Raw genomic sequence first — 17,679 nt, forward strand, 5'->3', positions numbered from 1 at the left:
TCAACTTTGCTTGACAGCCAGGTGGGGACCTAGGTCCCTATGCCCGTGCGTGCCGGGCAGGTTGGATGACGGAGTGCCCCCGCACCTTCAGCGCCGGGCATTCCGCATCCGGAGAGCCGAAGCCGCACACTGGGGAGTGTCGCCGAAACGGCCCGGATGCCAGGACGGGAACGGGGCGGGCTGGGCGCCCCTTCCCGGCCCATCCTCTTGTCGGGCCGACCGCGCCACCAGCCGGCGGGCCCGCGGACGTCCGGCGTCGGGTCAGCTGTCGAGGTAGCGCACCACGGCCTGCACGCGACGATGCGACTCCGCGTCCGCCGTGAGGCCCAGCGCGTCGTAGATGCGCGACACGTGCTGCACGACGGCCTTCTCCGTGAGGAAGAGCCGCGACGCGATGCTCGCGTTCGACAGGCCCTCCGCCACGAGGGCGAGCACCTCCTGCTGCCGCGGTGTCAGCGCGCCGATGGCCGAGTCGGCGTTGCGCGCGCGGCCCATCATGACCGCGACGACGTCGGGGTCGAGCGCGGTGCCGCCCGCGACGACGCGCTCGAGGTCGGACAGGAACGTGTCGATGTCGGCGATGCGCTGCTTCAGGAGGTAGCCCACACCGCCTGCGCCGTCCGCCAGCAGCTCGCGCGCGTAGCGGCGCTGCACATGCTGCGAGAGCACGACGATGGCCGTGTCCGGGTGCGAGCGGCGGATCTCCAGCGCGGCGACGAGGCCCTCGTCGGTGTTGGAGGGCGGCATCCGGATGTCGGTGACGACGAGATCCGGACTCAGCTCACCGACCCGTTCGCTGAGCTGCGACCCGTCGGTCTCCGACGCCACGACCTCGTGGCCGGCGTCGGCCAGCACGAGCTCAAGGCCGCGCCGGATGAGGGCCTCGTCCTCCGCGATCACGATGCGCACGGCAGCTCCGCCCTGAGGGTCGTCCCGCTGCCGGGCTCGGAGCGCACCGTGAGGACGCCGCCCGCCGCATCCACGCGATCGGCGAGGCCGCGCAGACCCGTCCCGTGGTCGATCGCCGCGGTACCGGACCCGTCGTCGATGATCTCGACCCGCAGCAGGTCGCGGTCATGGCTCAGGTGCACCCGGGCGGTGCGGGCGTGGGCGTGCTTCACGATGTTCGAGAGTCCCTCCGCGATGACGTGATAGGCCGTGTTCTCGACGGCGGGGTCGACGTCCGCGCCATCCATCTCATCTTCGAGGACCGTGGCGATCGGCATGCGGTCGACGAGATCCTCCGCCGCCGCGGCGAGTCCCCGTTCGATGAGCGCCGCCGGCACCAGGTCGTGGACGAACGCACGCAGGTCGGATGCGGCGGCATCGATGTCGGCGCGCAGGCGCAGCGCCCGGGCGGGCACGTCGGCGGCGGGAGCCGACGCCAGACGGTGGGCCTCGAGCGCGAGCATCACGAGCTGAGCCTGCAGCCCGTCGTGGAGGTCGCCCGCGATGCGGCGGCGTTCACGGTCCGCGGCCTCGACGATCCGCTCGCGCGAACGCAGCAGCGCCTCGCGGCTCGCGAGCAGCTCCGCCGTCAGCTGCTCGCCCTCCACCGCGATGGCGACGACATTCCCGGCGCGCGCGACGACGTCGCGGTCCGCCTGCAGCTGCGCGTCGTAGGTGAAGGCGCCGATCGTGCGGCCGTCGCGCTCGATGACGTGCCATCCGGCATCGGCGGCGGGCCGCCCCAGCTCGGCGCCGTCATCGCCGACGAACGCGTCGCGCTCGGCGACCCAGACCCCGAGCTTCAGCGTCGGATCGCCGAGCGCGGTCGCCAGCAGCGCCTCGAGCGACACACTCGGGCGCGTCGCGCTGCCGAGCCACGTCGCGAGCTCCTCGAGCTCGCTCGTGCGGGCGAAGCCGCCGCGCAGGATGCCGACGGCGACGACGACGGGGATGCCGGTGATGAGGGCCAGCTGGATCACCGTGCGAACGAGCGGGTCCATCCCGAGGAGGTCCACGCCGAGGAATGTCGAGACAGGCGTGTACAGCACCGTGACGATGCCGTAGACGAACAGCGGGATGAGGACGCGGCGCTGCGGACGATCGGCCCTCCGCGCGCGCTGGAACAGGACGACCGCTGCTGCGACCATCACGACGGCCCCGGACACGTCCTGCACCGTGCCGAGGATCGCCGCGAGCGCCGGCGCGTCCGCGATCGCGAAGGGCGGGAACGGTCCGTTCGGGTCCAGGAGATAGTGCGGCGCCTGCAGCACGACCGCCACGACGTAGCCCGCGATGACGATCCACAATGCCGGCCGGGTGAGCCGACCGGAGGGGAAGGCGAGCAGGAGGTGCAGCGTCGCCGCGAGCGCGACGCTCGCGAAGATCGCCCCGATCGCCTGCAGCATCGGGATCGTGGCGTTGCCGAGCAGGCCGAGATAGATGATGATGCCGGCCACGACGATGAGGAAGCCCATCGGATTGCTGGGGCGCCGCCGCCAGGCGATGATGCCGCCGGCGATGTAGGCCCAGAAGATCACGGGCAGCCACCGCAGGATGAATCCGACCGGGCCGTCCACCGGCATGACGGCGTACTGGAACACGCCGAGCAGCAGCGCCGCGACGGCGATCACGACGAGCGCACGATCCAGCGAGCGCCGCAGCGCGAAGCGGATCCGCGGAACAGGCCCCATGGCCTTCCATTGTGGCCCGGTGCAGGCGATCCCGGGACGACCGGCGCGATAGCCTGGGCGCGCGCCGTGACGATGCGGCGCCGCATCCGTCCCCCGTGAGGCCGGATACCGGGCGTTCACCGAAAGGCGTCAGTGTGACCGACATGGACTCCACCGCTGCACCCGCGGCCACCGCCCCCGGCTTCGGGAAGGTGCTCGCCTGGGGACTGTGGGACTGGGGCTCTGCGGCGTTCAACGCCGTGGCGACGACGTTCGTGTTCACGGTCTATCTCACCGGCCAGGCCTTCGGCGACAAGGTGACGACGACCGGCGCACTGTCTCTCGCGCTGACCATCGCGGGACTGCTGGTGGCTGTCACCGCGCCGATCATCGGGCAGCGGACGGATGCCTCGGCCCACCGCAAGCTGTGGCTCGCGGTCAACACCGGGATCGTCGTCGCGATGCTCGGCCTCATGTACTTCGTGCGGCCGGCGCCGGGCTTCCTGTGGCTCGGGCTCGTGCTCCTCGCGGTCGGCACGGTGTTCTACGAACTCGCGAGCGTCAACTACAACGCGATGCTCGCTCAGGTGTCGACGCGACGCACCGTCGGGAAGGTGTCCGGCTTCGGCTGGGGCATGGGGTACATCGGCGGCATCGTGCTGCTGCTCGTCGTCTACTTCGGCTTCATCCACCCCGACGTCGGCCTGTTCGGAGTCACCGGGACCGACGGGATGTCGGTGCGCGTCTCGATGGTGCTCGCGGCGCTCTGGTTCGCCATCTCGGCGCTGCCGGTGCTGTTCGCCGTGCCGGAGAACGTGCCGATCGGGGGGCGCGCCCGGGTCGGCTTCTTCGGCTCGTATCGCGTGCTGTTCCGCGACATCGCACGCCTGTGGCGCGAGGCGCGGCACACCGTCTACTTCCTCATCGCGAGCGCCGTCTTCCGCGACGGACTCACGGGCGTGTTCACGTTCGGCGGCGTCCTCGCCGCCGGCACGTTCGGGTTCTCGGCCGGCGAGGTCATCATCTTCGCGATCGCCGCGAACGTCGTCGCCGGGATCGCGACGATCTCGAGCGGCGCCCTCGATGACCGCTTCGGCGCGAAGCCGCTCATCGTCGTCTCGCTCATCGGCCTGATCGTGTGCGGGACGGCGGTGTTCCTCTTCCACGACGGCGGCCAGACGGTGTTCTGGATCTTCGGCCTGCTGCTGTGCCTCTTCGTCGGGCCGGCGCAGTCGGCATCCCGCACCTTCCTCGCCCGGCTCATCCCCCCGGGGCGCGAGGGCGAGGTCTTCGGCCTCTACGCGACGACGGGCCGCGCCGCGGTGTTCCTCGCGCCGATGCTGTTCGGCATCTTCGTCGCCATCGGCGGCGCGCAGTACTGGGGGATCCTCGGCATCGTGCTCGTGCTGCTCATCGGGCTGCTGCTCCTGCTGCCGGTGAAGGCCGGCGCGCGTCAGGAGGCGCCGGCCGCCTGACGGCGCGGAGACGAGGCGGATGCCTCATGCGCCCTGGTCCGCGCAGGCGCATCGTGGATGCATGAGCATGCAGACCAGCCCACGACAGGCCGCAAGCGCCACCCCGCACCTGCCGGACGGCGAAGGCGAGCGGTTCACCGGATTCGGGGTGATGGCGGTCCCGTTCGCCTCGGGTCACGTCCTCGCGCTGCGCGTGTGGGCGCGGACCACGATCGGGGCGCCCTATCGCTCGGTGTGGCACCGCGACCCGTCCGGCTCCTGGCACATGTACGTGACGGCCGCCCCCGAGCGCAGCTGTCCGCGCTACTTCAGCGCCGCGGCGTCTTTCGAGCGCGTTGCGGGGATCGACGTCGAGTGGTCTGATGCCGCCGCCCTGCGCGTGCGGATCCCGTCGGTGCTCGACTGGACCGTCCACCTGGAGGCGACGCCGGCGACGAAGGCGATGTCCGCGATTGCGCAGATGATTCCGGCGAACGCGAAGCGCAGCGACGCCGTCCTGGGCGCGATGGGGCCGATGTCACGGCCGGTCCTGCGCACGGGGCGGATGCGCATGGTCGGTGCGGCACCGAACCGGCAGCGCTTCCAGGTGGTGCCCGAGCGGGTCTGGCGGGTCGCCGCGAGCGCGGCGACGATCGAGGGTGCATCGCTGGGGACGACGCATCCTCTCGACCGTCAGACCCGGCTCGGCGACTTCTGGATGCCCCAGCGGGGCGTGTTCTACGTCGGCGACGCACGCTTCGAGGCGTTCGACCCGACGAGGCACGACGCTCCGCGCGTCGCGACCGCCTGACCCCCTGGCACGAGAGCCGCCGACGGTCGACAATGTCGCCGTGGGCGTGACACGGGCGGCTCCCACGCGAGCGGAGCTGCTCGCGGCCCTGTCGATCGCCATCGACCTGGGACTCGGACAGCCGGCGGAGCACATGCTGCGCTCCGCCGTCCTCGCGAGCCGTCTCGCGGAGCGCCTCGAGCTCGCCGAGGCGCAGCGCGCCGGCGCCTACGACGCGACGCTGCTCATGTGGATCGGCTGCACCGCGGACTCGCAGGAGTACGCCCGATGGTTCGGCGACGACATCGCCGTGCGCAGCGCGTCCTACCTCGTCGACTGGTCCGGGCTGCCGTTCGTGCGCTTCCTCGTCGGACACGTCGCGCAAGGGCGCCCGCTCACCGCGCGTGCCGCGACGCTCGCCGAGATGATGGTGGATGCGCGGGGGCACCTCGCGCAGCTCCTGCACTCGCACTGCCTCTCCGCCTCCATGCTCGCGGCCCGTCTCGGGATGCCGCGCGACGTCCAGGCTGCGATCGCCGCCGCATTCGAGCGCTACGACGGTCGCGGCCTGCCGAACGGGCTGCGCGGCGGGGACATCCCGATCGAGATGCGGGTCGCGCAGCTCGCCGACACCGCCGAGGTCCATGCACGCCTGGGCGGCGTGGACGCCGCCGTCGCGATGGCGGTCGAACGGCGCGGACGGCAGTTCGACCCGGTCGTCGTCGACGCCTTCGTCGCGGAGGCCGCGACGCTCCTCGACATCCCGCACGGCGCCGACGCCTGGACCGCAGCGCTCGACTGCGCACCCGACCAGGAGCCGCTGACCGACGCCGTGCTCGACGAGACCCTGGCCGCGATCGGCGACTTCGCGGACCTCAAGTGCCCGTTCATGGTCGGTCACTCGCGCGGCGTCGCTGACCTGGTCCAGTCCGCCGCGCCCGTGATGGGGATGGCGCCGGAGCAGACCATCACGCTCCGTCGCGCCGCGCACCTCCACGACGTCGGCCGGCTCGGGGTGTCGAACCTCGTGTGGTCGAAGGAGGGTCCGCTCGGCGCCGAGGACTGGGAGCGCGTGCGGATGCATCCGTACCTCGGCGGTCGCGTCCTCGCGCACGTGCCCGGGCTCGCCGCCGAAGCCGCGCTGGTCCGCGCGCACCACGAGCGCCTCGACGGCAGCGGCTACCCGGCGGGGACCGCGGCGACGGGCCTCAGCCGCGCGGACCGGCTGCTCGCCGCCGCCGTCGCGTACCGGTCCGCCACCGAGCCGCGGCCCTACCGTCCGGCGTTCGAACCACCGCAGGCGATCGAACGCCTCGAGCAGCGGGCGGCACGCGGACAGCTCGATCCGGATGCGGTCGCCGCCATCGCGACGACCGTGAGGGGCCGAGCATCGCGGCGCGCTCTGCCCGATGGACTCACACCGCGCGAGGCCGAGATCCTGATGCTCGTCGCACAGGGGCGCAGCAACCGCGACATCGCCGGCATCCTGTCGCTCAGCGAGAAGACCGTGCGCAACCATGTCGAGCACACCTACGCGAAGATCGGCGTCGTGAACCGCGTCGGAGCGAGCCTCTACGCGATCGACCACGGCTTCCTCGGACGCCCCGGCGTCTGACACCGGGACGAGAGCGGATAGGCGTCAGCCGCCGAGCGTGCCCTCCGCGGCCTCGTTCGGCTGCGGGTCGGGGAGGCGGCGCATGCGGAACGCGTTCAGCACGCCGACGCCCGCGGCGAGGATCGGGATGAGAAGCGCGACCTGCAGCGCGATGTGCCGCGCTTCGGTGTTGATCGCGATGACCTCCGCCTGGGTCGCGGGCGTCTCGTCGGAGAGCATCTGCTGCAGGCCCGTGTTCGACATGAGCTGTGCGTCCTCTTCCAGGACGTTCGCCACCTGCGTCTGCTGCGCGGGGGTCAGCACGTCGCTGGAGTACGCGAGCGACGTGAACGCCGATGCGAGCGTCGCGAGCATGATCGCACCGGCGAAGGCCAGGCCGAACGAGAGGCCGAAGGAGCCCGCCGCGGAGTTGACGCCGGCCGCCTCGCTGACCCGCTCGTTCGAGATGGGCGACAGGGTGAAGTTGTTCAGCTGCGAGACGAGGAGACCGAGTCCGCACCCGGTGACGATGAGCGGCAGGGTCAGGAACCAGCCGGACGTAGCGATGGGGACGAGCGGCACGATCGCGATGAGCCCGACGAAGGCGAGCGCGAAGCCGATGAGGATGAGGTTGGCCGGTCGTCCCTTCGCGCGGCGGCCCGCCCACAGCGCGACGACGAACATGCTGAGCGACAGCGGCGCGATCGACAGGCCCGCCTGCAGCGCGTTGTACTCGAGCACCATCTGCAGGTAGAGGGGCAGGACGATCATCGTGCCGCCGAGCGCGATCTGCTGCATGAGCTGCCCGCTGACGCCCGTGCGGAACATCTTCGACGCGAACAGCGCCGGGTCCAGGAGCACCGGCTTGCCGCGCTTCTTGCGCGAGCGGAGCCACCATGCGAGCCCGCCGAGCGCGACGAGCCCGAGCCCGATGAGGAGGCCGACATATCCGCCGCCCTCCTGCCACACCAGGATGCCGAGGACGACGCCGCCCATGCCGATGACCGACAGGGCGGCCCCGAGGAGGTCGATCGACCGGTCGCCCGTGTACTTCACGTCCTTCACGAGCCCCACGCCGAGAAGCACCACGAGGATGATCAGCGCCTCGAGCCCGAAGGCGACGCGGTACGACCAGAACGTCGTGATGAACCCGCCGAGGAGCGGCCCGACGGCCGCGGCGATCGCGGCGGACGCGCCGACGAGCGCGTAGACGCGCTTCTGGTGCCCGCCGGCGAAGTTGCCGTGGATGAGCGACTGCATCGACGGAAGGAGCAGGGATGCGCCGATCCCGCCCACGATCGCCCAGAAGATGATGACGGCCAGGATGCTGCTCGCGAACGTCATCGCGACGGCGCCGACCGCGTAGCCGAGCAGGCCCAGGATGTAGGCGAGCTTGCGTCCGATGAGGTCGCCGGTCTTCCCGCCGATGAGGATGAACGCCGCCGAGACGAGGGCCTCGAGCGCGATGGCGCTCTGCACGGAGCTCGCCGTCGTGTTCAGCTCCTTGACCACCGCGGAGATCGAGACGTTCATGATCGAGGTGTCGACCACGAGGACGAACATCGCCATCGCGAGGAGGATCGCAAGGCGCCCGTTGAATTTCTCCGCCGCAGGCTCGTTGGTCATGCGCACAGTGAATCACCAGGACGACCCCGCCGCCACCATTCGAGCGCCGAAGATCGGGGTGCGGCCGCGGCGGGATCGTCGGGTACCTTAGTCACGCGGGGGCACCCCCTTCGACCGCGCCCAGAGAGAGCCGTCCGACAGCAGTGAGCGCCCCCACCATCCCGCTCTCCGAGCGGCGACGCGTCTGGCGGCACCGCCGCGCTCTCGCGTACTGGGGCGTGCTCTTCGCGTGGACCTTCTCGGTCGCGGGAAGCGTCGCCATCCATCCGCTGCCGCAGATCCGCCTGATCGCCCTGTTCGTGCACCTCGCTTCCGTCGTCGTCGGCCTCGGCGCCGCGGTCATGGTCGAGTACAACGGCCTGCTCTGGATGCTGGGGCGCCGCCGCATCGGCGCGGTCAACGAGGCGGAGCACACCCTGTCGTTCGTCGTGTGGATGGGAATCGCCGGGCTCCTCGCGAGCGGCCTGTTCCTGCATCCCGACCTGGGCAATCCGCTCACCGACCTGAAGCTGGCCGCCGTCCTCGTGCTGTCGATGAACGGAGTCGCGGTGACCAGGCTCGCGCACGAGCTGCAGCGGCTGCCGGACGACATGCCGTTCCGCCGCACGCCCCGGGCGCTGCGCTGGTGGGCGACCGAGAGCGGCATCGTGTCGCAGCTCGCGTGGTGGACCGCCGTCATCATCGGGATGCTCAATACCGCAGCACGGTAGGCAATCCCACAGGGACACGCCGACTCATCTCGGTACCATCGGGTAATGCCGACACGCTGGGGGTCGGCCCGAACCCTCGCCGGAGAGCCATGTCTGAGCCTCGTCGCAGCTCGGCCGAGCCGTCGCCGCTCGATCGACCGTCTGCGCCCGCACCGTCGCGCGCGCAGAAGCTGATCCTCTGGGGCAGCGTCGGCGTGATCGCCGTGCTCGTCATCGCCATCGGCGCGGTGGGAACCAAGATCTTCACCACGCTCGCCGACAAGCACTCCGCCGCAGGCGGCTCGGCGCAGAAGATCGACGCCCAGCCCGCCGCATTCACGCAGGACACGCCGGCTCCGACCGCCGGCGCAGGCCCGTGCACCACCGTCACCGTTCTGGCGTCCTTCGAGAACGCCGAGATGGTCGACAACCTCGCGAAGGCGTACGACGCCCAGCCGCGGAACATCAACGGCACGTGCGTGACCGTGACGATGGTGAAGGACAAGTCGGGCAGCGCCGCCGACAACGCCGCATCCGGGTTCTCCGCCACCCCGGACGCCCAGAAGCCGGCCGTCTGGATCCCCGACTCGCACACGTGGATCGGCCAGGCCCAGACGAACGGCGGCAGCGCGACCGTGCCGGGCTCCGGGACGAGCATCGGCACGACGAACGTCGTCCTCGCGATGCCCGAGCCGCTGGCGAAGGCGATCAGCTGGACGACCAAGCCGCCGACCTGGAAGCAGGTCTTCGCAGTGTCCGGCGACCCGAACGTGTGGAAGAACCTCGGCCACCCGGAATGGGGGTCGTTCAAGCTCGGCAAGACGAGCCCGCTCGTCGCGAGCTCGGGCGAGGCCGCGATGCTCGCCTCCTACGGCACGGCCGCCGGCAGCCTCGACAAGCTCACCCCGGCCCAGGTCGACCAGAAGAAGGTCGTCGACCAGGTGAAGTCGAACGAGCTCGCCACCACCCACTACATGGCGACGCCCGAGCACTTCCTCTGGCACGCGCGGCAGGCCGAGGCGACGGGCACCGCCGCCGAGTTCCTCTCCGCCGTGATCGTCGACGAGAAGTCGGTGTGGGACTACGACCGCGGAATCACGAGCCGCGACGGCATCACGCGGACGCAGGGCGAGCCGCCGAAGGAGCAGCTCGTCCCCGTCTATCCGACCGACGGCGTGTACGTCTCCGACAACCCCGCGGTGGTCCTCACCGGCGCCTGGATGGATGCGGCCAAGACCGCGGCGGCGAAGGACTTCATCCGCTACGCGGGCACGGCGCAGGGGCAGGCGGTCGTCCGCACGTCCGGCTACCGCGACCTCCACGGCGCACTCGATCAGGGCGTGCAGTCCACCGCCCATCTCACGACCTCGCCGAAGACCACGATCGCGTTCCCCGGCCCCAAGGTCGTCTCGGAGATCAACAAGGCCTTCCCGAACGTGCGCAAGCGCGCGCAGGTGCTGTTCCTCGTCGACCTGTCCGGCTCGATGAACGACACACTGCCCGACGGCCGCAACAAACTGGAGAACGCCAAGGACGCGATCATCGCCGCCCTCGACCACTTCACGGCGGGCGACCAGGTCGGACTCGCCGGTTTCGAGGCGAGCGGGACCGGCAGCATCAACCCGGGCATGGTGAGCCCGATGGCCGACATCTCGACCTCACGCCCCGCCCTCGAAGCCGCGGTGCACGGTCTGTCCGCGCAGGGCGACACTCCGCTGTACGAGGCGGTCGACATGTTCGCCAAGCAGCAGGCGCAGACGTGGGATCCGAAGAAGATCAGCGCGATCGTGGTGCTCAGCGACGGCCAGGAGCACATGGTCAATCCGACGATTCCGACCGTGTCGCTCGACCAGACGGAAGCGGATCTGACGGCGCTGCACCACCAGACGCCGGTCCTGGTCTTCACGCTGGCCTACGGGGCGGATGCGGACGTCCCGACGCTGCAGGCGATCTCCAAGGCATCCGGCGCGCACTTCTACGACGCGACCGATCCGACAAAGGTGAAGTCGGTGCTGGGAGACCTCGTCACCAGCTTCTGAGGCTGCGTCGCTGCGTTTCGACTCGCTTCGCTCGCTCAACGGCCGGGGATCTGCCCCGGCCAGGCGTCGGCGAGCTTCGTGAGCAGGCGGGCGAGCTCCGCGCGCTCGGCATCCGTGAATCCCGTGATGGCGGAGGCGACCGCATCCGTACGCTGCCCGAGGAATCCGCGCACGAGTCGCTCGCCGTCCGTCGTCAGCGCGATGCGGGTGCGGCGGGCATCGTCGGGGTCGGCCTCGCGGCGCACGAGCCCCATTTCGACCGCCTGCTGGACGAGCCGTGATGCGCGCGGCTGATCGACGCCGATCGCGTCGCCGAGCGCGCTGACCGACAGCGGACCGGACGCCTTGGCCAGCGCCTCGAGCAGCCGGAAGCGCGCGGGGCCACCGAAGCGGCCGTGCATCCCCGCCCAGGGCGGCGGCTGGTGCGGCCAGCCGTTCGGACTGTGCTCGCCGTCTCCGTGTCCATGGTGCGCACCGCCGTGCGGGCCGAATCCACCGCGCATCCCGGGCATCCCGGGCATGCCGGGGCGCGGCCAGGGCGGAACGTCTCCGGGGGCACCGGGGAACGGCATCCGTCGCCCTCTCAACCGCGCGAGGGCGCTCGCGATGCGGTCGATGTCGGTGTCGCGGTCGGCCTCGCTCATACTCCGACGATACATGTGACTTGACATGCATTGCGAATACATGTCACACTGCATGTACATGCCAGATGACATGTAACTCATCGAAAGGAGTTCTCATGAGCGAGAACGAAAACACTGAACGGGCCCGCTCGCTGCGCGAGTGGCTCCGCATCGCCGACTTCCAGGTCGCACAGGCTTTCGGGGCGGTCTTCGCCGAGGAAGGCCTCTCGCGGCGCGACGCCATGCTGCTGCGCCGCCTGGCGACCGGCCCCCTGACGACCGACCGCGACAAGAAGCTGCGCTCCCTCGAAGACCGGGGCTGGGCGACGCAGGCCGGCGACGGAACCTGGTCGCTGACCGACGAGGGCCGCGCGGCGGCCGACAGGCTGAACGAGAAGCTCGACGCGGTGCACGCCACGATCCGCGATGCGGTCGGGGCCGAGCAGTACGAGGCGCTGGCCTCGTCGCTCGAGGCGGTCTCCGTCGCGCTCGGCTTCGACGAGCAGCAGGAGATCCCGTGGCGCGGTCGCGGATTCCGCGGATTCCCGGGCGGCAGGCCGCCGTTCGGACCGTGGGGCGCGTGGGCGGGTCGCGGCGGATTCCGGCCCGGCCCCGAGGGCGGGATGCCGCCGTTCGGACCGTGGTTCGGTCGCCCCGGCTTCGCACCGGGCCGCGGGTTCGGTCCGGGCTACGGCCACGGATACGGACACGGGTATGGGCACGGCTCCGGCGATGGATGGGGGCATCCCCACCACCCGCACGGCGCCGAGTTCGGCCCCGACTGCGGTCACGCGCAGGCGCACGGCCATGAACACGACGGTCACGAGCACCAGGGTCACCACGACCACGGCGGTGCCGAAGCCGCATACGAACGCGGCTTCGCCGCCGGGTTCGCGGCGCACGACAAGGCCTGATCCAGGTCGACGAGGCCCGCGGCGGAGACGCCGCGGGCCTTCCGCGTCCCTCCCCGCCGCGTACCTTCCGCATCCCTCCCCTCCGCATACCTTCCGCATCCCTCCCCTCCGCACACCTTCCGCCCCCTCCCTCCGCGGGCCTCCCGCATCCCTCCCCGGCGCGGGCCTCCCGCATCCCTCCCCGCCGTGCACATGGCGAGAGGTTGTACGGATGGCGAGAGGTTCCGGCCGGATTCCCCCGCCAGGCGTGGAATCTCTCGCCATCCGTACGGGACGGTTACGCGTTAGCGCAATCCGTACGGGACGGGACCGCGTTAGCGTGAAGCATGTCGGTTCCGCGGGAGGTCGCCCCCGGCATCCACGTGTCCACGAGCCGGCGGATGCTGACGAACTCGACGATCCTCGTCGGCTCCGGCGCGTTCCTCATCGATCCGGGCTGGATGCCGGATGAGCTCGCGGATATCGCGGCGTTCGTGCGCACCTATGGCCGCACAGTCGTCGGCGGCTTCGCGACGCACGCCCACTACGACCATCTGCTGTGGAATCCGGGCTTCGGGGACGCCCCGCGGTGGGCTTCGGCCCGCACGGCGGAGCTCGCAGTCTCCGAGCGCGCAGATCTCGTGGCGGGTCTCGGGGCAGACTTCCCCGTTGAGCTCGCCGAAACTCATGGGTCGTGTGGATGCGGTCGGCGACCGCATCCCGGAGTCCGCCGGCTTCGAGATCGAACTCGTCGTCCACGACGGCCACGCCCCTGGCCACACGGCGTTGTGGCTCTCCGAACATCGCGTCCTGATCGCGGGCGACATGCTCAGCGACGTCGAGCTGCCGCTGCCGTTCTGGCCCGACGATCTGCCGTCCTATCTCGCCGCGCTCGACATCCTCGCGCCGTACGCGGCCCGCGCGGCACTCGTGATCCCCGGCCACGGCCATGTCGGGACCGACGCGCTCGCGCGGCTGGATGCGGATCGCCGCTATCTCGACGAGGTCATCGGCCGCGGCTCGTCCGATGACGCCCGCAGGGCGAACCCCGGGATGGATGCGGAGTATCGGCACCTGCAGGAGCTCGTCGCCCGCGGGTCCTGATCATTCCGGATCGGCGACCACTTCGACCTTGAAGCCCGCGGAGTTCTCGAGCCAGCCGGCGTAGTGGTCAGGTCCGCCGGCGTGCGGGTAGCGCTCCGCATACAGCGGATTCCAACCGTGCGCGGATGCGTCGGCCATCAGCGCGTCGACCGCATCCACGCCCCCGGCCTTGAACGCCAGATGGTTGAGCCCGGGGCGCCGTCGATCATGCTCGGGCGCCGACAGATTCGGCGACTCCGTGAGCGTCAGATACGCACCGCCGGCCGACCACGACTGTCCGCCCGGCCATTCCGACTCGAGCTCGAACCCCACGCGCGCGAGCAGCCACGCCCAGTCCGCGCGGGCGTCGTCGATCGACGCGACCCACAGTTCGACGTGATGGAAGCCCGGCATCCGTCAGGACTCCGCGGAGGCGAGTTCGGGGATCATCTGCTCCTCGAGCACCGTGATCGAGCCGAAGGCCAGGTGGTGGTGGTCGCGCATCAGGGCGATCGCCTCCTCGCGGGATGCGGCTTGGATGACCGAGAGGCCGATCACGTCACTGCCGCCGTCGGACACCGCGTCCGGGGTCACGGTGGCCGGTGCGCCGAGCGGGCGGCCCGCATCCACCAGGCTGTCGCCGAGACGCACGCTCCAGGCCTGCCACTGCGCAAGACCGACCGCCGCCTCCTCCGGGGTCGCCCTTGCGAAGCGCTCGGCGACCTCCTGCGCTGCGTGGTACAGAACGATGTACCTGTTCATGAGAGCCTCCCCTTCCGTTCGTTGAGGTCCTTCTCGAGGACGTCGGCGATCCGCTCGAGCGCGGCGCCCGCGGAGCGGAGGTCGTCCGCATCCAGCTCCTTCGCGATCTCGCCGGCCCACTCGCCGTAACGGCCGACGATGTCGGCGAGGACGCGCGAACCCTCGGGCGTGATCGTCACGAGCCGCGCACGCCGGTCGGACGGGTTGTCCACGTACGCCACGAGCCCGTCCGCGGCGAGCGCGTCCGCGACCCGCTGCACGCTCTGTCGGGCGAAGCCCAGTTCGCGCGCCATCCGGGCGACCGTGCGGGGCGCGTCGTCCGCGCGCCCGAGCACCTGCCAGCGCGCACCGCTCTGCCCCGACGGCGCGGTGAGCCGCTCGCCGTGCCGCGACAGGAGCCCGTTCATGCGGAACACCGCGAGCGAGAGATCCCACAGTCCTTCTGGTTCGCCGGCCATGCGGCCATCTTCCAACTTTGACAGCATGCTGTCAATATCTCCTGCTTCCGGAGCCTGCCTGGTCTCGAATGGACGCGAGCCCAGCGAATCGCGACGGAATGAGACGGGCGAGGCCCCGGGGATCCGCGCGCTCACCGAGAATGAGGGGATGCCGCATCCCGCACTGCTCGCGATCTCGCACGGCACGTCGTCGCCGGAAGGACAGGCATCCGTCCGGGCGCTCGTGGATGCGGTCGCGCACCGGCTTCCCGACGTCACGGTGCGGCTCGGGCACGTCGATGTGCAGCAGCCGGATGTCGCCGCCTCCCTCGCCGGGCTCGAGGGCATTCCGGTCGTGATCGTGCCGCTGCTGCTCTCGGCCGGGTATCACGTGCGCGTCGACCTGCGGAAGCAGAGCGCCCACCGTGACGACGTCACGATCACACGCGCGCTCGGGCCCGACCCGAGACTCGCCGCGCTTCTCGCAGAGCGGCTCGCGGAGCTCACTGGCGACACCGACCGACCAGTCCGCGAGCCTATCCAGACGCCGTTCGCCGACGACGCCTCGACAAGCTCGGCGACCGGGGATGGTTCGGCGACCGGGGATGGTTCGGCGACCGGGGATGGTTCGGCGCGCCCCGGCCGGACCTCGCCCGACAGCTCCCCACCGGCCCCCGAGCCCGTCGAGGGGTCGTCGCCGCTCGCCAGATCCTCGCGCTCGACGACCGGGGACGGCGTCCCGGTCGTGCTGGCCGTGGCGGGGTCGAGCGACGAACGCGCGAACGAGGACTGCCGCGAGGTCGGGCGGATGCTGGGCAGCATCCTGAACCGCGAGGTGCACATCGGCTTCCTCGCCGCCGCGGACCCGCGTCTGGGCGACGCGGTCGACACGCACCCGGACGCCGTCGTCGCGAACTACCTCCTCGCGCCAGGCTATTTCCACGACCTCGCGACGCGCGAAGCGCACGGCCGACCGATCGCGCGGCCGCTCCTGACGCCGGACATCGAGCCCGCGGCATCCCTCGTCGACATCGTCATCGAGCGATATCTGGACGCGGGACAACAACCTCGCGAATAGCCTTCCCGACATACATAACCGCCAGTTATGTAATACATGCGTCAAGTTGATGTCTCTTTGTGACGTCGCGTTCCGCGCCGTGACACACGAGATGTCACGCACCTGCACATCCTCGTAGCCTCGCGATGGGCCGGACGGCCCGATCCGGCCGCGTGCCGGAGCTCCGGGAGGTGTGAAGTGACCATCAGCGAGACCGCGACGGGCGAGCGGGCGACGCACGCGCGCGCCGTCACGGAGCGCGCCCGACCGCCGCGCCCGTCGTCCAAGCCCAACGGGCAGTGGAAGATCGACGGCACCGAGCCGCTCAACGGCAACGAGGAGTGGAAGCAGGTCGACGACGGCCTGAGCGTCCGCGAGCGCATCGAGAACGTGTACTCCAAGGGCGGCTTCCAGAGCATCGACCCGACCGACCTGCACGGCCGCTTCCGCGTGTGGGGTCTGTACACGCAGCGCAAGCCCGGCATCGACGGCGGCCGCACCGCGACGCTCACGCCGGAGGAGCTCGAGGACGAGTACTTCATGTTCCGCGTCCGCATCGACGGCGGACAGCTGACGACCGAGCAGCTGCGCGTCATCGGCGGCATCTCCACCGACTTCGCCCGCGGCACCGCGGACATCACCGACCGCCAGAACATCCAGCTCCACTGGATCCGCGTCGAGGACGTCCCGGAGATCTGGCGCCGCCTCGAGGCCGTGGGCCTGCAGACCACCGAGGCGTGCGGCGACGTGCCCCGCGTCATCCTGGGCTCGCCCGTCGCCGGCATCGCCGCCGACGAGATCATCGACCCCACCCCGCAGATCCGCGAGATCTCGGAGCGCTTCATCGGCGACCCGTCGCTCGCGAACCTGCCCCGCAAGTTCAAGACCGCGATCACCGGGCACCCGAGCCAGGACGTCGTGCACGAGATCAACGACGTCGCGTTCGTCGGCATCGTCCACCCCGAGCTCGGCCCCGGCTACGACCTGTGGGTCGGCGGTGCACTGTCGACCACGCCGCGTCTCGGTGAGCGCCTCGGTGCGTTCGTCGCGCCGGATCAGGTCGTGGATGCGTGGCACGGCGTCACGCAGATCTTCCGCGACTACGGCTACCGGCGCCTGCGCAACAAGGCGCGCCTCAAGTTCCTCCTCGCGGAGTGGGGCACCGAGAAGTTCCGCCAGGTACTCCAGGACGAGTACCTCGGCTATGCCCTCGCCGACGGCCCCGCCGCGTCTCGTCCCGCGGAGCCCGGCGACCACATCGGCGTCCACCAGCAGAAGGACGGCCTGTTCTACGTCGGCGTCACGCCGATCGTCGGGCGCCTGAGCGGCGAGACCCTCACGAAGCTCGCCGAGATTGTCGAGGCGCACGGATCGGCCCGCCTGCGCACCACGCCGCACCAGAAGATCGTCATCCTCGACATCCCCGAGGACCACGTCGAGCCGCTCATCGCAGAACTCGACGAACTCGGCCTCCAGGCGCGCCCGAGCCTCATCCGCCGCGGGACGATCGCGTGCACCGGCATCGAGTTCTGCAAGCTCGCGATCGTCGAGACGAAGGTCAATGCGACGGCCGCCGTTCTCGATCTCGAAGAGCGCCTGAAGGGCTTCGAACTGCCGCATCCCATCTCCCTCCACGTCAACGGATGCCCGAACTCGTGCGCCCGCATCCAGACCGCCGACATCGGCCTCAAGGGCCAGCTCGTCACGATCGACGGCGAGCAGGTGCCGGGCTACCAGGTGCACCTCGGCGGCGGACTCGCGTCCCAGGACCGCGACGAGCCGGGCCTGGGCCGCACTGTCCGGGGACTGAAGGTCGCCGCCGACGGCATCGCCGACTACGTCGAGCGGGTGGTGACGCGCTTCCTCGCCGACCGCGACGCGGCGGCTGACGAGACGTTCGCCCAGTGGGCCCACCGCGCCGACGAGGAGGCACTGCAGTGACCGTCCTTCATCCGCACCTCCTCCGCTCCGCGGATCAGGACATGTCGGCAGTCGGCGACATATCCGCAACGGC

At 70.7% G+C, this 17,679-nt stretch carries 16 protein-coding genes and 1 pseudogene; 10 read left to right on the forward strand and 7 right to left on the reverse strand.

Annotated elements, in window-relative coordinates; genetic code table 11:
* Positions 1 to 261 precede the first annotated feature (261 nt).
* Together QSV35_RS00265 and QSV35_RS00270 are read right to left on the reverse strand one after the other, a co-directional pair.
* Entirely contained in the window at positions 262 to 909 is a 648-nt protein-coding gene (locus QSV35_RS00265) for a response regulator transcription factor (protein WP_286285525.1), read from the reverse strand.
* Positions 897 to 2,639 (reverse strand): sensor histidine kinase, encoded by a 1,743-nt coding sequence (locus tag QSV35_RS00270; RefSeq protein ID WP_286285527.1) that lies wholly within the window; start codon positions 2,637 to 2,639, stop codon positions 897 to 899. Before QSV35_RS00270 ends, QSV35_RS00265 begins: the two co-directional genes overlap by 13 nt.
* A gap of 143 nt (positions 2,640 to 2,782) precedes the next feature.
* Between QSV35_RS00270 and QSV35_RS00275 the strand changes: the two genes are divergently transcribed.
* The 3 genes from QSV35_RS00275 to QSV35_RS00285 all read left to right on the forward strand — a co-directional run bounded on the left by QSV35_RS00275 (position 2,783) and on the right by QSV35_RS00285 (position 6,477).
* Positions 2,783 to 4,093: an MFS transporter gene (locus QSV35_RS00275; protein ID WP_286287793.1), complete on the forward strand. Its 1,311-nt coding sequence runs from the start codon at positions 2,783 to 2,785 to the stop codon at positions 4,091 to 4,093.
* Positions 4,094 to 4,154: 61 nt separating this feature from the next.
* Positions 4,155 to 4,883 carry a hypothetical protein gene (locus QSV35_RS00280; RefSeq protein WP_286285529.1) on the forward strand — a complete coding sequence of 243 codons (729 nt, stop codon included), beginning with the start codon at positions 4,155 to 4,157 and terminating at the stop codon, positions 4,881 to 4,883.
* A 40-nt stretch (positions 4,884 to 4,923) separates the two neighbouring features.
* Positions 4,924 to 6,477 carry an HD domain-containing phosphohydrolase gene (locus QSV35_RS00285; protein WP_286285530.1) on the forward strand — a complete coding sequence of 518 codons (1,554 nt, stop codon included), beginning with the start codon at positions 4,924 to 4,926 and terminating at the stop codon, positions 6,475 to 6,477.
* 24 nt (positions 6,478 to 6,501) lie between these two features.
* Here the strand turns inward: QSV35_RS00285 and QSV35_RS00290 are convergent, their stop codons facing one another.
* A complete protein-coding gene (locus tag QSV35_RS00290) occupies positions 6,502 to 8,082 on the reverse strand; it encodes an MFS transporter (protein ID WP_286285532.1) in 1,581 nt (526 codons plus the stop codon).
* 143 nt (positions 8,083 to 8,225) lie between these two features.
* Here QSV35_RS00290 and QSV35_RS00295 point away from each other — a divergent pair, with 143 nt between their 5' ends.
* On the forward strand, positions 8,226 to 8,792 hold the full coding sequence (locus QSV35_RS00295; RefSeq protein WP_286285534.1) for a hypothetical protein: 567 nt from the start codon (positions 8,226 to 8,228) through the stop codon (positions 8,790 to 8,792).
* A gap of 89 nt (positions 8,793 to 8,881) precedes the next feature.
* Complete coding sequence (locus QSV35_RS00300) at positions 8,882 to 10,810, forward strand: vWA domain-containing protein (RefSeq protein WP_286285536.1); 1,929 nt, start codon at positions 8,882 to 8,884, stop codon at positions 10,808 to 10,810.
* 35 nt (positions 10,811 to 10,845) lie between these two features.
* Here QSV35_RS00300 and QSV35_RS00305 read toward each other — a convergent pair whose 3' ends face one another.
* Positions 10,846 to 11,454 carry a MarR family winged helix-turn-helix transcriptional regulator gene (locus QSV35_RS00305; RefSeq protein WP_286285538.1) on the reverse strand — a complete coding sequence of 203 codons (609 nt, stop codon included), beginning with the start codon at positions 11,452 to 11,454 and terminating at the stop codon, positions 10,846 to 10,848.
* A 95-nt stretch (positions 11,455 to 11,549) separates the two neighbouring features.
* Here QSV35_RS00305 and QSV35_RS00310 point away from each other — a divergent pair, with 95 nt between their 5' ends.
* The 3 genes and pseudogenes from QSV35_RS00310 to QSV35_RS00320 all read left to right on the forward strand — a co-directional run bounded on the left by QSV35_RS00310 (position 11,550) and on the right by QSV35_RS00320 (position 13,430).
* Positions 11,550 to 12,347 carry a MarR family winged helix-turn-helix transcriptional regulator gene (locus QSV35_RS00310; protein WP_286285539.1) on the forward strand — a complete coding sequence of 266 codons (798 nt, stop codon included), beginning with the start codon at positions 11,550 to 11,552 and terminating at the stop codon, positions 12,345 to 12,347.
* Between the two features lie 440 nt (positions 12,348 to 12,787).
* Positions 12,788 to 12,937: pseudogene (locus tag QSV35_RS00315) on the forward strand (MBL fold metallo-hydrolase); the annotation flags it as partial.
* A 58-nt stretch (positions 12,938 to 12,995) separates the two neighbouring features.
* Positions 12,996 to 13,430, forward strand: a complete 435-nt coding sequence (locus QSV35_RS00320) for an MBL fold metallo-hydrolase (protein WP_286287831.1) — start codon at positions 12,996 to 12,998, stop codon at positions 13,428 to 13,430.
* Here the strand turns inward: QSV35_RS00320 and QSV35_RS00325 are convergent, their stop codons facing one another.
* The 3 genes from QSV35_RS00325 to QSV35_RS00335 are packed head-to-tail and all read right to left on the reverse strand — an operon-like array spanning position 13,431 to position 14,629.
* On the reverse strand, positions 13,431 to 13,823 hold the full coding sequence (locus QSV35_RS00325; RefSeq protein ID WP_286285540.1) for a VOC family protein: 393 nt from the start codon (positions 13,821 to 13,823) through the stop codon (positions 13,431 to 13,433). It abuts the gene before it with no gap.
* 3 nt (positions 13,824 to 13,826) lie between these two features.
* Positions 13,827 to 14,171 carry a YciI family protein gene (locus QSV35_RS00330; RefSeq protein WP_286285541.1) on the reverse strand — a complete coding sequence of 115 codons (345 nt, stop codon included), beginning with the start codon at positions 14,169 to 14,171 and terminating at the stop codon, positions 13,827 to 13,829.
* Positions 14,168 to 14,629 (reverse strand): MarR family winged helix-turn-helix transcriptional regulator, encoded by a 462-nt coding sequence (locus QSV35_RS00335; protein WP_286285542.1) that lies wholly within the window; start codon positions 14,627 to 14,629, stop codon positions 14,168 to 14,170. The genes QSV35_RS00330 and QSV35_RS00335 overlap by 4 nt, the downstream gene beginning before the upstream one ends.
* A gap of 148 nt (positions 14,630 to 14,777) precedes the next feature.
* On the opposite strand from QSV35_RS00335, the gene QSV35_RS00340 reads away from it, so the two are divergent.
* Together QSV35_RS00340 and QSV35_RS00345 are read left to right on the forward strand one after the other, a co-directional pair.
* Positions 14,778 to 15,686, forward strand: a complete 909-nt coding sequence (locus QSV35_RS00340; protein WP_286285543.1) for a sirohydrochlorin chelatase — start codon at positions 14,778 to 14,780, stop codon at positions 15,684 to 15,686.
* Between the two features lie 183 nt (positions 15,687 to 15,869).
* A complete protein-coding gene (locus QSV35_RS00345; protein ID WP_286287794.1) occupies positions 15,870 to 17,606 on the forward strand; it encodes a nitrite/sulfite reductase in 1,737 nt (578 codons plus the stop codon).
* The last annotated feature ends 73 nt before the right edge of the window (positions 17,607 to 17,679 follow it).

Source organism: Microbacterium candidum (assembly GCF_030315975.1).
Classification (GTDB): Bacteria; Actinomycetota; Actinomycetes; order Actinomycetales; family Microbacteriaceae; genus Microbacterium; species Microbacterium candidum.

Excerpts from the sequence above, each read along its gene's own strand:
- QSV35_RS00340 (WP_286285543.1), top strand. The coding sequence starts at position 14,778 with ATGCCGCATCCCGCACTGCTCGCGATCTCGCACGGCACGTCGTCGCCG.
- QSV35_RS00310 (WP_286285539.1), top strand. The coding sequence starts at position 11,550 with ATGAGCGAGAACGAAAACACTGAACGGGCCCGCTCGCTGCGCGAGTGG.
- QSV35_RS00275 (WP_286287793.1), top strand. The coding sequence starts at position 2,783 with ATGGACTCCACCGCTGCACCCGCGGCCACCGCCCCCGGCTTCGGGAAG.
- QSV35_RS00270 (WP_286285527.1), bottom strand. The coding sequence starts at position 2,639 with ATGGGGCCTGTTCCGCGGATCCGCTTCGCGCTGCGGCGCTCGCTGGAT.
- QSV35_RS00305 (WP_286285538.1), bottom strand. The coding sequence starts at position 11,454 with ATGAGCGAGGCCGACCGCGACACCGACATCGACCGCATCGCGAGCGCC.
- QSV35_RS00280 (WP_286285529.1), top strand. The coding sequence starts at position 4,155 with ATGAGCATGCAGACCAGCCCACGACAGGCCGCAAGCGCCACCCCGCAC.
- QSV35_RS00330 (WP_286285541.1), bottom strand. The coding sequence starts at position 14,171 with ATGAACAGGTACATCGTTCTGTACCACGCAGCGCAGGAGGTCGCCGAG.
- QSV35_RS00335 (WP_286285542.1), bottom strand. The coding sequence starts at position 14,629 with ATGGCCGGCGAACCAGAAGGACTGTGGGATCTCTCGCTCGCGGTGTTC.
- QSV35_RS00290 (WP_286285532.1), bottom strand. The coding sequence starts at position 8,082 with ATGACCAACGAGCCTGCGGCGGAGAAATTCAACGGGCGCCTTGCGATC.
- QSV35_RS00300 (WP_286285536.1), top strand. The coding sequence starts at position 8,882 with ATGTCTGAGCCTCGTCGCAGCTCGGCCGAGCCGTCGCCGCTCGATCGA.
- QSV35_RS00325 (WP_286285540.1), bottom strand. The coding sequence starts at position 13,823 with ATGCCGGGCTTCCATCACGTCGAACTGTGGGTCGCGTCGATCGACGAC.